This window comes from Actinoplanes sp. NBRC 103695 (assembly GCF_030269485.1).
Lineage (GTDB): Bacteria > Actinomycetota > Actinomycetes > Mycobacteriales > Micromonosporaceae > Actinoplanes.
In genome coordinates, this window is record NZ_BSTL01000011.1 from 44,485 (window position 1) to 57,186 (window position 12,702).

General features: G+C 71.6%; 15 protein-coding genes. 11 read left to right on the top strand and 4 right to left on the bottom strand.

From position 1 onward, the window contains the following. The first annotated feature begins 7 nt into the window (after window positions 1–7). Window positions 8–682, top strand: a complete 675-nt coding sequence (locus QSK31_RS20645; protein WP_285685880.1) for a sensor histidine kinase — start codon at window positions 8–10, stop codon at window positions 680–682. A 115-nt stretch (window positions 683–797) separates the two neighbouring features. Then, entirely contained in the window at window positions 798–1,271 is a 474-nt protein-coding gene (locus QSK31_RS20650) for a CAP domain-containing protein (protein WP_285685881.1), read from the top strand. 6 nt (window positions 1,272–1,277) lie between these two features. Here QSK31_RS20650 and QSK31_RS20655 read toward each other — a convergent pair whose 3' ends face one another. After that, the gene (locus QSK31_RS20655) at window positions 1,278–2,330 is read right to left on the bottom strand and encodes a UDP-N-acetylmuramate dehydrogenase (protein ID WP_285685882.1); all 1,053 of its coding nucleotides are present in this window, start codon (window positions 2,328–2,330) and stop codon (window positions 1,278–1,280) included. Between the two features lie 50 nt (window positions 2,331–2,380). Here QSK31_RS20655 and QSK31_RS20660 point away from each other — a divergent pair, with 50 nt between their 5' ends. The 4 genes from QSK31_RS20660 to QSK31_RS20675 all read left to right on the top strand — a co-directional run bounded on the left by QSK31_RS20660 (window position 2,381) and on the right by QSK31_RS20675 (window position 6,685). Further along, complete coding sequence (locus QSK31_RS20660) at window positions 2,381–3,139, top strand: maleylpyruvate isomerase family mycothiol-dependent enzyme (protein ID WP_285685883.1); 759 nt, start codon at window positions 2,381–2,383, stop codon at window positions 3,137–3,139. 109 nt (window positions 3,140–3,248) lie between these two features. Beyond that, window positions 3,249–4,664 (top strand): GH1 family beta-glucosidase, encoded by a 1,416-nt coding sequence (locus QSK31_RS20665; RefSeq protein WP_285685884.1) that lies wholly within the window; start codon window positions 3,249–3,251, stop codon window positions 4,662–4,664. Between the two features lie 4 nt (window positions 4,665–4,668). Further along, window positions 4,669–5,685: a LacI family DNA-binding transcriptional regulator gene (locus QSK31_RS20670; protein ID WP_285685885.1), complete on the top strand. Its 1,017-nt coding sequence runs from the start codon at window positions 4,669–4,671 to the stop codon at window positions 5,683–5,685. Continuing rightward, window positions 5,672–6,685, top strand: coding sequence for a phosphotransferase (locus QSK31_RS20675; protein ID WP_285685886.1), 1,014 nt, complete (start codon window positions 5,672–5,674; stop codon window positions 6,683–6,685). Before QSK31_RS20670 ends, QSK31_RS20675 begins: the two co-directional genes overlap by 14 nt. Here QSK31_RS20675 and QSK31_RS20680 read toward each other — a convergent pair. Continuing rightward, window positions 6,648–7,229 (bottom strand): TetR/AcrR family transcriptional regulator, encoded by a 582-nt coding sequence (locus tag QSK31_RS20680; protein ID WP_285685887.1) that lies wholly within the window; start codon window positions 7,227–7,229, stop codon window positions 6,648–6,650. The two genes, QSK31_RS20675 and QSK31_RS20680, sit on opposite strands and share 38 nt — an antisense overlap. 79 nt (window positions 7,230–7,308) lie before the next feature. Here QSK31_RS20680 and QSK31_RS20685 point away from each other — a divergent pair, with 79 nt between their 5' ends. After that, window positions 7,309–8,775, top strand: a complete 1,467-nt coding sequence (locus QSK31_RS20685; RefSeq protein WP_285685888.1) for an MFS transporter — start codon at window positions 7,309–7,311, stop codon at window positions 8,773–8,775. On the opposite strand, the gene QSK31_RS20690 is transcribed toward QSK31_RS20685, so the two are convergent. Next, window positions 8,772–9,146: a DsrE family protein gene (locus tag QSK31_RS20690; RefSeq protein WP_285685889.1), complete on the bottom strand. Its 375-nt coding sequence runs from the start codon at window positions 9,144–9,146 to the stop codon at window positions 8,772–8,774. The two genes, QSK31_RS20685 and QSK31_RS20690, sit on opposite strands and share 4 nt — an antisense overlap. Window positions 9,147–9,159: 13 nt before the next feature. Here QSK31_RS20690 and mtfM point away from each other — a divergent pair, with 13 nt between their 5' ends. Both mtfM and QSK31_RS20700 read left to right on the top strand, forming a co-directional pair. Beyond that, a complete protein-coding gene (gene mtfM / locus QSK31_RS20695) occupies window positions 9,160–9,264 on the top strand; it encodes a small membrane protein MtfM (RefSeq protein WP_285685890.1) in 105 nt (34 codons plus the stop codon). Further along, window positions 9,261–9,854 carry a heme-binding beta-barrel domain-containing protein gene (locus tag QSK31_RS20700; protein ID WP_285685891.1) on the top strand — a complete coding sequence of 198 codons (594 nt, stop codon included), beginning with the start codon at window positions 9,261–9,263 and terminating at the stop codon, window positions 9,852–9,854. Before mtfM ends, QSK31_RS20700 begins: the two co-directional genes overlap by 4 nt. 58 nt (window positions 9,855–9,912) lie before the next feature. Here the strand turns inward: QSK31_RS20700 and QSK31_RS20705 are convergent, their stop codons facing one another. Then, window positions 9,913–10,674, bottom strand: coding sequence for an aminotransferase class IV (locus tag QSK31_RS20705; protein ID WP_285685892.1), 762 nt, complete (start codon window positions 10,672–10,674; stop codon window positions 9,913–9,915). 63 nt (window positions 10,675–10,737) lie between these two features. On the opposite strand from QSK31_RS20705, the gene QSK31_RS20710 reads away from it, so the two are divergent. Further along, the gene (locus QSK31_RS20710; RefSeq protein WP_285686160.1) at window positions 10,738–11,136 is read left to right on the top strand and encodes a Fur family transcriptional regulator; all 399 of its coding nucleotides are present in this window, start codon (window positions 10,738–10,740) and stop codon (window positions 11,134–11,136) included. An 85-nt stretch (window positions 11,137–11,221) separates the two neighbouring features. Continuing rightward, entirely contained in the window at window positions 11,222–12,250 is a 1,029-nt protein-coding gene (gene ygfZ, locus QSK31_RS20715) for a CAF17-like 4Fe-4S cluster assembly/insertion protein YgfZ (RefSeq protein ID WP_285685893.1), read from the top strand. Window positions 12,251–12,702 lie beyond the last annotated feature (452 nt).

A 12,702-nucleotide genomic window follows, 5' to 3' on the forward strand; every position in this document is an offset into this window, starting at 1 on the left:
GGATCCGGTGACCGCCGCTTTACAGGCCCGCTTCCTGGCCGTCATCTCCCACGAGCTGCGAACGCCCCTGACCACCATCGCCTCGTTCACCGAAAGCCTCGACCACGACGATCTCGCGCCCGACGAACGCTCGCTGGCGCTTTCCGCGGTCCGGCGCAACACCGACCGGATGCTGACCCTGGTCGACGACCTGATGGTGGTCAGCCGGCTGCAGACCGGCGACCTGGCGTTGCAGCCGGCCACCGTGCCGCTGGCGCCGATCCTGCGGGAGGCGGTCGACCTGCTGGCCGGCCGGGAACCGCACACCGCGGCCACCCTCGACATCGGGGCCGGTCCCGACCCGTACGCCGACCGGCCCCTGTTGCGCGACCTCTTCTACGCGGTGCTCGGCACCGTGGCCAGCGGCGCCGTCGACCGGTCGGCGGCGATCACCGCCTCGACGGTGGACGACGGCTGGACGATCACGATCGTCGCGCGGCAGGCCGAGCCGTTCACCGACGAGTCCCTGATGGCCGGGATGCTGGCCGCACCCGAGCCACCGCACCGGCGGCGCAGCACCGCGCTGTGGATGCTGCTGGCGGATGCGATCGCCGGGCGGCACGGCGGATCGGTGGAGCTCACGAACGACACGGAGGCGGGCACGGGAGCGCGGATCCAGTTACCCCTCAAACACCAAGCGTGACTCTTTCGAGCGAATCGGACGGTAAGAATCACGATAAATCGGACGGACGGCCGGAAAGAAGGTCCGATACGTGATACCGGGCGACGGACGCCCGGCCTCTATCGGGAGGCACCCCATGGTGTGGAAGTCCCTGGTCGCCGGCCTCGCAGTGCCGGCTCTGCTCGCTCTGCCCTCGCCCGCGGCCGCCGCGCCGCGGTACTCGCCCGACGGGATGCTCAGCTACGCGCTGCTGACCGCCACGAACGAGGTCCGGGCCGAAGCCGGCTGCGAGCCGCTGCGGGTCGAGACCGAGTTGCTCCACGCGTCCATCGAGCAGAGCGGCTACATGGCCACGACCCGCAACTTCGGTCACACCGGCCCGGACGGCTCGAACTTCGCCGTCCGCGCCCACGAGGCCGGGTACCGGCAACCGGCCGCCGAGAACATCGCCTACGGCTACCGCAGCCCGGGCCAGGTGATGGACGCGTGGATGGCCAGCCCGCCGCACCGGCAGAACATCCTCAACTGCGAGGTGCGGTCGGTCGGCATCGCCACCCGCCGGGCGGCCGACGGCACGCCGTATTACACCCAGATCTTCGGGTGGAGGTGAGTTCGGCTAACCGAACTCACAACCGATGAGGACCGGTTCGGGATGCAGGTCGACGCCGAACCGGTCCCGCACACCGTCCCGGATCACCCGGGCCAGCTCCAGCAGCGCCGTGGTGGTGCCCGTGCCGCGGTTGGTCAGCGCCAGCGTGTGCTTGCTCGAGATGGCGACCCCGCCGCCGGTACTGAAGCCCTTCGCGAAACCGGAGTGCTCGATCAGCCAGGCCGCGGGGATCTTCACCCGCCCGTCCTCGGTCGGCCAGTGCGGCATGTCCGGCTCGGGGAGCTCGGCGACCACCGGGTTGGTGAAGAACGAGCCCACCGACCAGGTGTCCCGGTCGTCCGGGTCGAGCACCATGCCCTTGCCGGCGCGCAGCTTGAGGACGGTGTCGCGGGCCTGCTCCAGCGGCACCCGGTCGCCGGGCTCAACGCCCAGCCGGCGGGCCAGTTCGGCGTACCGGACGGGTGCCGAGTCCCGGCTGCGGGCGAGCCGGAAGTCGACCTGGAGGACCAGCCAGCGGTCGCTGTACTTGAAGATGCTGCCGCGGTAGCCGAAGCCGCACTCCGCCGCGGTCATCGTGACCAGCTCGCCGGCCACCCGGTCGTAGGCGTGCACCGCCACGATCGTGTGGGCGACCTCCTGGCCGTACGCGCCGACGTTCTGGATCGGGGTGGCGCCGGCCGACCCAGGGATACCGGCCAGACACTCCACGCCGGACAGGCCCTCGGCGACCGTACGCGCGACGAAGTCGTCCCAGACCTCGCCGGCCGCGACCCGGAGCGTGACGGAGTCGTCGTCGCGCCCGATCTCGCTGATCCCGCGAGTACGAAGCAGCACGACGTGGCCCGGAAACCCGGCGTCGCCGACGACCAGGTTGCTCCCTCCTGCCAGGATGAGCACCGGCTCCCCGGCGACAGAGGCGTTTCGCACCGCTTGAACCGCTTCGTCGGGTTCGGTGGCCACGGTCAGTAAGCCGGCCGGACCGCCGAGGCGTAGCGTCGTGTAGGCCCCGAGTGAACCTGGGGGTGCTTCTACTCGTTGCACGGGGGAGACTTCGGACACGGTTAAACCCTAGGCTCATCGATTTCGCAGGACTCGGGCAGGGAGCTGTCATGAACAGGTTGCACGCGACCAAGGACTTCTGGCTGGCCGCTCTGCGCGCCGACGGTCCGGCGCTGCAGGACGCGGTGGCCGAGGCCGGCTCCGACGCGCCGGTGCCCGGCTGCCCGGACTGGACGGCGGCCGACCTGGTCGAGCATCTCACCGGCGTGCTGCGCCGGGTGCGCGAGTCGGCGCCGCGCGGCGTGACGACCGCGCCGGAGAAGCAGCCGCCCCCGCCCCGCCCGGAGTGGTCCGAGGCGCTGGAGGGCCTGCGGCGCGAGCTCACCGGCACGATCGAGACGCTGGACGCGCTGGACCCGGAATTTCCGGCCTGGACCTGGCCGGCGCAGGCCAAGAAGGCCGGATTCTGGTCGCGCCGGATGGCCCACGAGGTCTCGGTGCACCGGTGGGACGCGGAGAGCGCGGCCGGCCGGCCCACCCCGATCGAGACCAAGCTGGCCGCCGACGGCGTGATGGAGATCCTGGACACCTGGCTGCCGGCCGGACGCCGCCTGGAGCGCACCGAGTTCTCCGGCGTGGTGCACCTGACCGCGACCGACGCGGCGTACGAGTGGTTCATCCGGCTGCGCGGGACCGGCGTGGCCCTGCTCGACACCGGGACGATCCTGGACACCGACGACCACCACCCGCGGGCCGAGGCCACCGGGACCGCCAGCGACCTCCAGCTGGTGCTGATGGGCCGGCGTCCGGCCGAAACGCTGTCCGTGACCGGCGACCCACGCTTGGTGCACGCCCTGCACGCGGCGTAGGCGATCCCATATCGTGGACAAGGTTCCGCAACTATCGGTGGGTTACCGCAACCGCTCGGGGATTTAGTCTGTAGCGGACGTACACCCAGTCGTAGGAAGCGGTGAAGGCATGACGGCAACCGTCACGTCCGAGTCGGTGGACCCCGGCGAAGCGGCTCAGCCCGCATCGGCCCGGTTCCCGGACGGATTCGTGTGGGGATCGGCGACGGCGTCGTACCAGATCGAGGGGGCGGCCGCCGAGGACGGGCGCGGGCCGTCGATCTGGGACACGTTCTCGCGTACGCCGGGCCGGGTCCACGCCGGGCACACCGGCGACGTGGCCTGCGACCACTACCACCGCTACCGCGACGACGTCGCGATCATGGCAGACCTCGGGCTGCAGGCGTACCGGTTCTCGGTGGCCTGGCCGCGGATCCAGCCGGACGGCACCGGCCCGGTCAACACCCGCGGGCTGGACTTCTACGACCGGCTCACCGACGAGCTCCTGAGCAAGGGCATCGACCCGGTCATCACGCTCTACCACTGGGACCTGCCCCAGGCGCTGGAGAGCCGCGGCGGCTGGGCCTCCCGGGAGACCGCTCTCGCGTTCGCCGACTACGCCCAGATCGTGTACGGCCGGATCGGCGACCGGGTCCGCACCTGGACCACGCTGAACGAGCCGTGGTGCTCGGCCTTCCTGGGCTACGCCGCGGGCGTGCACGCGCCCGGCATCCAGGACCCGGCCGCCACCTTCCGCGCCGTCCACCACCTGCTGCTCGGCCACGGCCTGGCCACCGAGGCGCTGCGCGCGGCCGGCGCCCAGACGATCGGCATCACGCTCAACCCGGACGCGGTCATCCCGGTCGACCCGACCAGCCCCGCCGACCTGGCCGCCGCGCGGATCGCGGACGGCCTGCACAACCGGATCTTCCTGGACCCGCTGATCAAGGGCGCCTACCCGGACGACATGCGGGAGCTGATGGCGCGGTTCACGCCGCTCGACTTCATCTCCGCCGGCGACGAGAAGCAGATCAACCAGCCGATCGACGTGCTCGGCGTGAACTACTACACGCCGTCCTACGTGTCGGCCAAGCCCGGGCAGCCCGCATCGCCGGCCGCCCCCGGCACCGAGGGCATCGACTTCACCAAGCCGGCCGGCCCGGTCACCGACATGAACTGGCTGATCGAGCCGGCCGCGCTGACCCTGCTGCTGGAACGGCTGCACAACGACTACGGCGTACCGTTGATGATCACCGAGAACGGCGCCGCGTTCCCGGACGGCCCGGCGGCCGGCTCGGACGAGGTGCACGACACCCGCCGGATCGAGTACATCGACGGCCACCTGCGCGCCTGCCTCGACGCCATCTCCCACGGGGTTGACCTGAGGGGCTACTTCGTGTGGTCTCTGATGGACAACTTCGAGTGGGCCGAGGGATATGCGAAAAGGTTCGGCGTGATCCACGTCGACTACGCCACGCAGGAGCGCCGCCCGAAGGACAGCGCGCTCTGGTACTCGGACGTGATCCGACGCAACGGCTTGGGGTGAGTCGATGGTGACCCGGGAACGGCCCACCCTCGAGGCGGTCGCCCGGCGGGCCGGTGTCTCCCGGGCCACCGTGTCCCGGGTGGTCAACGGCTCGACCACGGTCGCGGTGGCGATCCGGGACGCGGTCAACGCCGCCGTGCAGGAACTCGGCTACGTGCCCAACCAGGCGGCACGCAGCCTGGTCACGCAGCGCACCGAGTCGATCGCGCTGATCCTGCCGGAGACCGCGAGCCGGGTCTTCTCCGACGACCTGTTCTTCCCCGCGGTGATCCGCGGGGTGAGCCAGGAGCTGGAAGCTGCCGACAAGCAGCTGGTGCTGATGATGGCCGGGTCACCCGCCAGCCACGGCCGGGTGGAGCGGTACGCGATGGCCGGTCACGTGGACGGCGTCATGTTCGCGTCCATGCACGGCGCCGACCCGCTGCCCGGGGCGCTGGCCCGGCTGGGCATCCCGGTGGTGTGCAGCGGCCGGCCGATGACGCCTGCCGAGTCGCCGGTGCCGTACGTCGACGTCGACCACTTCGGCGGCGTGGCCCAGGCGGTCGCGCACCTGGTGGCCGGCGGGCGGCGGCGGATCGCCACGATCGCCGGCCCGCAGGACATGGTGGCCGGGGTGGACCGGTTGAACGGCTACCGGGCGGCGCTGGAGGAGGCCGGGCTGAGCGGGCACGTCGCGGTGGGCGACTTCACCCGCGATTCCGGCGTACGCGCGATGGCCCAGCTCCTCGCCGACGACCCGGAGCTGGACGGGGTCTTCGTGGCGTCGGACATGATGGCGCACGGCGCGCTGCGGGCCCTCAAGGACTCCGGGCGCACCGTGCCGGACGACGTGGCGGTGATCGGCTTCGACGACTTCGAGATCAGCCGGTACAGCGATCCGCCGCTGACCACGGTGCGGCAGCCCATAGTGGACATGGGGCGCACCATGGCACGGCAGATGCTCGGCCTGGTCAACGACGATCTGGACGTGCCGCAGTCCGTCGTGCTCGCGACCGAACTGGTGGTCCGTGCCTCAGCTTGAGACTCTGATTCACAACAAGGGCAACGCCGCCACCGGCGGGGTCTGGCGGGTGCCCGGCGAGGGCGTGCTCAAGGTCGCCCGCCCGCCGTCGTTACCGCCGCTGCACCCGGTGACCTGGCCGACCAGCGACGACCCGGCACATTGGAACTACTGGCAGCGCGAGGTGCTCGCCTACCGGTCCGGCTTCGCCGCCTCGGCGTACGCGGACGCCGGCATCGTGCCGCCGGCGCTGCTGCGGACCGTCGACCGGACGGACGGCGAGATCGAGCTGTGGCTGGCCGACATGCCCGGCGCGCCCGGGATGTCGTGGCCGGTGAGCCGGCTGGCGGCGTTCGCCCGGCAACTCGGCCGGGCGCAGGCGCCGTTCGCGGACCGCGTACCGGATCTGCCCTGGCTCTCCCGGCATTGGCTGGCGCAATATCTCGAACACGGACCGAGCACCTCGGTCCGGCTCTCACCCGACGAGCCGTGGACGCATCCACTGTGGCCGGCGGACGCCCTGGAAAAGCTGCGTGCGGTGTGGGTGGCGCGGCCGGCGCTGATCGCCCGGTGCGAGGCGGTCCCGCGGACGCTGTGCCACCTCGACGTCTGGCCGAACAACCTGATCGAGGACGGTTCGACCAGCGTGCTGCTGGACTGGGCGTTCGCCGGCGACGGCGGGATCGGCGAGGACCCGGCCAACCTGATCATCGACAGCGTCACCGACGGCCTGATGGACCACACCGTCCTTCCCGCCCTGGCCGAGGCGGTCATCACGGAGTACGCGGGCGGGCTGCGGGACGGCGGCTGGACCGGCTCGGCCGACGACGTCCGGCGGTGGATCATGCTGTTCGGCGTTACCAAGTACAGCTGGTTCGCGCCCGCGCTGCTCGGCCGGATGAAGCGCGACGGGACGCTGGGTCAGCAGACGTACGGCAAGGACACCACCGGCGACAGCGCGATGCTGCGTCTCCAGGGTCTGATCAGGATGCTCGGGGACTGGGCCGCAGCAGTGCTGTGATGACGTCGCCGAGCGGTTCCACCAGGTCCTCCTGGTCGACCGACGCCATCGGTTCCACCGCGATCGTCGACCGCATCAGCACCAGGCCCAGGGCGGTGGCCAGCACCATCTCGGCACGCAGGACCGCGTCGGGGGCGTCCAGACCGGCCGACGCGACCAGGCGCTCGGCGATGGTCCGCAGGACGTTGCGCCGGACCTGGTCGGCGGCGGGGTCGCCGGCCGTCCGCAGGAGCAGCAGCAGGCGGTGCTTGCCGGCCTGGTCGTCGAGCATCTTCTCGACCATGATCCGGGGCAGGTCGTCGAGCGGGATGCCGGCCGCGACGCTGTGGCCGATCTCGTCCACGGCGCCGGTCAGGCACGCCTCGAAGAGGCCCTCCTTGGATTCGAAGTAGCGGCTGATCAGGGCGACGTTGACGCCCGCCTCGTCGGCGATGTCGCGCACGGTGGTCGCCGCGTACCCGTTGGTGGCGAACCGGTGGCGTGCCGCGGCGAGCAGCGCCTGCCGGGTGCCGGCGGCGTCGCGGCGGCGCGGGGGTTGCGTCATGCCGTGCAGCGTATCCATGGCGTGGTGTGACGTAAACAACCGTTTACTTATCCGGGGAACTACCCCCACACTGGGGTTCATGACTCAGCCACGCCGTCAAGTCAACGGCACCCTGCTCGTGATCTACCTGTCGCTGGGCGGCCTGGCTTTCGCCGTGCTCCAGTCGCTGGTGGCACCCGCCCTGTCGACCATCGCGCGGGAGCTCGAGGTCTCCAGCGGCGACGCCAGCTGGGTGATCACCGCGTACCTGCTGTCCGCGTCGGTGCTCACGCCGATCCTCGGACGACTCGGTGACATGGTCGGCAAGCGGAAGGTGCTCATCGGCGTACTCGCGATCCTCGCCATCGGCACCGCCCTGGCCGCCCTCGCGCCGAACCTGGCCGTGCTGATCGTCGCCCGCGCTCTGCAGGGCGCGGCCGGCGCGATCATGCCGCTCTCCATCGGCCTGGTCCGCGACGCCCTGCCACGCGAGCGGGTCGGCGTCACGGTCGGCCTGATCTCCGCCATCTTCGGCGTCGGCGCCGGTATCGGCATCGTCGCCGCCGGCCCGATCGTCGAGCACCTGTCCTGGCACTGGCTGTTCTGGCTGCCGCTGGTGCTGGTCGTGGTCGCGCTGCTCGGCGCCCTCTTCGGCATGCCCGAGTCGGACGTGCGTAAGCCGGGCCACCTCGACTGGGCCGGCGCCGCGATCCTCTCGGTATCGCTGGTCTCGCTGCTGCTGGCGATCAGCAAGGGCCGCGAGTGGGGCTGGGGCTCGGGTTCGACGATCGGCCTGCTGGCCCTCGGAGCCGTCGCGCTGGTCGTCTTCGTCGTCGTCGAGACGCGGACGAAGGAGCCGCTGATCGACATGCGCCTGATGCGCATCCGCGGCGTGTGGGCGACCGACCTGGTCGCGCTGATCCTCGGATTCGCCATGTTCGGCACGTTCCTGCTGGTGCCGACGCTGCTCCAGCTGCCCGCGCTGACCGGCTACGGCTTCGGCAAGTCCGTCTCTCAGGCCGGCCTGTTCCTGCTGCCCACGGTCGTCACCATGGTCATCTTCGGCCCGCTGGCCGGCCTGCTCGACCGCCGTTACGGCCCCAAGGTGCCGATGTTCTTCGGCGCGGTCGTCGTGGTCGCCGGCTTCACCGTCCCCGCCCTCGGCCACGGCCAGCTGTGGCAGGTCGTCCTCTCCGGCGTGCTGGTCGGCGCCGGCATCGGCCTCTGCTTCGCGGCGATGTCCAACGCGATCATCGAGAGCGTCCCGGCGGACCAGACCGGCGAGGCGATCGGCGTCAACACCATCGCCCGTACGGTCGGCAGCAGCATCGGCACCGCGGTCATCGCGGCGGTCATCGCCTCGAACACGACGCCGCGGGGCCTGCCCACCGACGACGCGTTCACCATGGGCTTCTGGGTCTGCGCCGGCGTGGCCGTCCTGGCCATCGTCGCCGCGCTCCTGGTCCCGTCGGCCCGCCGCCGGCACGCCGAGGCGGTCGCCTCAGGTGTGGACGACCTCCCGCCCGAGCCGGAGGACCTACCCCTCCCACACCTGGCTGCCCGCTAATAGACGAGAGCCTGGGCGCCCTCGCTCATGATCTCCTCGACGAAGACCGCGGCGCCGGCGATCCGGATGCCGGGGAGGACGCCGTCGGGGCCGATGCCGCGGCGGGCCGCGCACTGTGTACACGCGGTCACGCGGCCCGCCTCCAGCAGGATGCCGAGCAACTCGGGCAGCGGCGCGGCGTGCGGGAGCTCGAACTCCGCGGCCCTGGACGGCAGCGCAAACCAGGTCGACTCGCCGGTCATCCAGAACGAGACATCGACACCGGACGCGACCGCCGTGCTGGCCACCGTGAAGGCCTGCGAGCAGCGCTCCGGAGCGTCCGAACCGGCGGTCGCCTTGACGACGAGCATGCGTGCCATGCGGCTCAGCATAGGATGGGTCCCCATGGTTACCGAGATCGGATTCGTGAGCCTGCTCGTCGCGGGACTGGGCGCCATGGCCGGCGGCGTCGGCTATCTGGCCATTCGTATTGCTAGGGGGCGTTGGTGACGGACGAGAACCCGATCGGCCCGCCGCCGTGGCTGAACGCGCCACCCGTCGAGCCGTATCCCTACGAGGACACATACGACCTGCGCAAGGGACCTGACCTGCACCCGGCGCTGCTCGGCCTGCTGCCGTTCGTCGGGCAGTGGCGCGGCCGTGGCCAGGGTGGATTCCCGGCGCCGGAGGACTACGACTTCGCGCAGGAGATCACGATCAGCCACGACGGGCGGCCGTTCCTGATGTACGAGTCGCGCGCCTGGGTGCTCGACGGCGACTCCAAACCGGTCGGCTCGGCGGCGCGCGAGTTCGGCTTCTGGCGTCCGGTGCTGGTCGACGACCGGCCCTCGGACGACATGGAGGCCACCATGATCTCGCCCGACGGGGTGATGGAGCTGTACCTCGGCCGGGCGAACGGCACCCGGCTGGAGATGGAGGCGGACGCCATCGTGCGCACGCCCACCGGCGCCGAGGTGACCGGCGCCCAGCGGTTGTTCGGCATCGTCGAGGGTGCCCTGCTCTACGCGCACGAGATGGTGGCCGGCGGCGACGGCCCGCACCCGCACATGTCGGCTCGGCTCATCCGGGTCGGCGGCTGACTTACGCGCGGGCGGCTGACTCACACGCCGGCGGCTGACTCACACGCCGGCGGCTGACTCACGCGCCGGCGCGGCCGATGATCTCCTGGAGGCGCCCGGTCCACGGTGACCGGGCGCGCTCCCGGCCGTCCAGCTCGGTCACCTCGGCGACGCCGCGCAGGGCCGAGACCAGCCAGGCGCCGTCCGATCGGTGCAGCTCAGGGACCGTCACAGAGCTGTAATTACCGCCTATTTCGGATAGAATCGCCGCTGCGGTGACGCTCGGCAACACTCCGCCGCCCGCGACGCCGTGCCATGCGCCGTCCGCCAGCCACACCAGGCCCGCGGTCGGTGACTCCAGGGCGTACCCCTCGGTGGAGATCCACAACATCTCCTCGGCCCGGGCCCGCCGCGCCGCGAGGTTCGCGGCGTAGGAGATCGTCTTCGCCGTCGTCAGCGACCATGCGGGCCGCCGGTGGGACACCCCGGCCTCGGCGGTCACCACCCGCACACCGGTTGCTCGCTGTGCGATCACCGCCGGGGGTACGGAAGAAACGGTCGCGTAGAGCACCGGCTCCCCACCGGCCGGCCCCGCCGTGCACACCAGCCGCAGCGCACCCTCACCCTCCGGCCAGGCCCGCTCCGCCTCGTCGACCAGCGGCGCCGGATCAGGCAGCGGGATCCCCAGCAGCGCCGCCGACCGTGCCATCCGGGCCAGATGGGCGGCCCGCAGCCGAGCCCTCCCACCCTCGACGAGCAGCGTCTCGAAGACGCCCTCGCCGTAGAGCACCCCGCGATCATCGGGCCGGATCATCGTCCCGGCGGGGATCAGCACGTCCACCGGCGCAGATTAGCCGCACGGCCGAACTATGCTCGTAACGTGTCCGCCTCGACCCTCGCCACGATGCTCCGGGAACGCGGCCTGCGCCTCACCCCGCAGCGCCAGCTGATCCTGGAGGCCGTCCACGAGCTCGGCCACGCCACCCCCGAGCAGGTGCACACCTATGTGCGCGAGCGGGTGGCCGGGGTGAACATCACCACCGTCTACCGCACCCTCGAGCTGCTCGAGGAGCTGGGGCTGGTCAACCACACCCACCTGTCGCACGGCTCGCCGACCTACCACGCGGTCGGCGAGGACCAGCACGTCCACCTGGTGTGCCGGGCGTGCGGCTCGATCGCCGAGGTCGACCCGTCGGTGATGCGCCCACTCACCGAGCAGCTGCTGGCCGAGCGCTCGTTCCGGGTCGATGTCGGGCACGTCTCATTGTTCGGCGAGTGCGGGGACTGCAAGGCTTCAGCATGACCGCCTGCACCGAGCGGCAGCAGCACCCCACGCATGCGGACGGCCTCGCAGGCGAGGGCAAGGGCATGCGAAAGGAAGCACAGCCATGACGACCGTGACGATCGAGGACCTGACTCCCGATTCGGCCGACGTCGGTGTCGCGGCGCACTACGGCGACCCGGTGCGCGAGCAGCGCCTGCTGGAGACCGCGGTGGGCCTGGTCGACCGGTCCAACCGCGACGTGCTCGCCGTTCCCGGTGAGGAGCGCGCCTCCTGGCTGCACACCCTGACCACGCAGCACCTGATCGACCTGCGCGCCGGGCAGGCCTCCGAGCTCATGGTCCTGTCCCCCAACGGGCACGTCGAGCAGCACGCCCTCATCACCGAGGACGGCACCACCGCCTGGCTGGACACCGAGCCCGGCGCCGGGGCGGGCCTGCTGAAATACCTCGAGATGATGCGGTTCTTCACCAAGGTCGAGCCACGTGACGCGTCCGCCGAGCGCGACGTCTGGTCGCTGGTCGGCCCCGGCGCCGCCGACCTCTTCCCCGAGCTCGGCGCGCCTCGCCTGGTTCCGGTGCCCGGTGCGAAATTCGCCGCCGGCTCGGTGCCGGCCGAGCCGACCGCGCTGTACGCGGCGACCGAGGTGAACGGCATGCTGGTCCGCCGGGTGCCGCTGGGCGTCGACCTGCTCGTCCCGCACGGCCAGGTGCCCGACCTGGACGTGCCCCGGGCCGGCTTGTGGGCGTACGAGGCGATGCGGGTCGCCCACCGGATCCCGCGACTGGGCTGGGAGACGGACCACCGCACGATCCCCGCCGAGGCCGGTTTCCTGGCGAGCGCCGTCCACCTGGACAAGGGTTGCTACCGCGGCCAGGAGACCGTGGCCCGGGTGCACCACCTCGGCCGCCCACCGCGTCGCCTCGTCCTGCTGCACCTCGACGGCGTGGCCACCGACCAGCCACCCGCCCAGGGCACGCCGATCGAGCTGGACGGCCGCCAGGTCGGCTTCGTGGGCACCGCGGTCCGCCACCACGAGCTGGGCATGATCGCCCTGGCGGTGGTCAAGCGCAACGTCGCCGACGACGCCGGCCTGACGATCGGCGAGTCAGCCGCCGCCATCGACCCGACCTGAGCCACGCCCCGCTCTGTTCACAGTCCAGCCTGCCTGTGGACAACCCGGCGATCCGCCGCGCACCCGCGCTACATTCAGTGCCGGCTCGGGTTCAAGGGATCGTCGCAACAGCCGAGCTGGAGACCGTTCGCGGTGAAGGTCTGATCGGCCGGCCTTCCTGGTGGGCGGGCGTTCCTGCCGGCGGTTCCGGTGCGCGGCGCCGCTGCCGGCCCTTCCGATGCACGGCGCCGCTGCCGGCCCTTCCGATGCGCGGCGCCGCTGCCGGCGGTTCCGCTGGGTGTGAAGTCGGGCCGGGTTGCCAGGCGCCCGGGTGCCCGCTCACCGTCTCTGCCGCCGCTCGCGGTGGTAGGACCGGGCGCTATCCACTGAGCTTCCCCCGCTCTGAGTTGCCACGCGCCCGGACCGTGGTGGTTCAGGGCGCTATTTCGGCCCGGATGCCGCTCTGTCCCACC

What these genes read in the sequence shown, in the direction of transcription:
- QSK31_RS20650 (WP_285685881.1), top strand. Translation starts at nt 798, where the DNA reads ATGGTGTGGAAGTCCCTGGTCGCCGGCCTCGCAGTGCCGGCTCTGCTC.
- QSK31_RS20660 (WP_285685883.1), top strand. Translation starts at nt 2,381, where the DNA reads ATGAACAGGTTGCACGCGACCAAGGACTTCTGGCTGGCCGCTCTGCGC.
- QSK31_RS20665 (WP_285685884.1), top strand. Translation starts at nt 3,249, where the DNA reads ATGACGGCAACCGTCACGTCCGAGTCGGTGGACCCCGGCGAAGCGGCT.
- QSK31_RS20670 (WP_285685885.1), top strand. Translation starts at nt 4,669, where the DNA reads ATGGTGACCCGGGAACGGCCCACCCTCGAGGCGGTCGCCCGGCGGGCC.
- QSK31_RS20680 (WP_285685887.1), bottom strand. Translation starts at nt 7,229, where the DNA reads ATGACGCAACCCCCGCGCCGCCGCGACGCCGCCGGCACCCGGCAGGCG.
- QSK31_RS20685 (WP_285685888.1), top strand. Translation starts at nt 7,309, where the DNA reads ATGACTCAGCCACGCCGTCAAGTCAACGGCACCCTGCTCGTGATCTAC.
- QSK31_RS20690 (WP_285685889.1), bottom strand. Translation starts at nt 9,146, where the DNA reads ATGCTGAGCCGCATGGCACGCATGCTCGTCGTCAAGGCGACCGCCGGT.
- mtfM (WP_285685890.1), top strand. Translation starts at nt 9,160, where the DNA reads ATGGTTACCGAGATCGGATTCGTGAGCCTGCTCGTCGCGGGACTGGGC.
- QSK31_RS20710 (WP_285686160.1), top strand. Translation starts at nt 10,738, where the DNA reads ATGCTCCGGGAACGCGGCCTGCGCCTCACCCCGCAGCGCCAGCTGATC.
- ygfZ (WP_285685893.1), top strand. Translation starts at nt 11,222, where the DNA reads ATGACGACCGTGACGATCGAGGACCTGACTCCCGATTCGGCCGACGTC.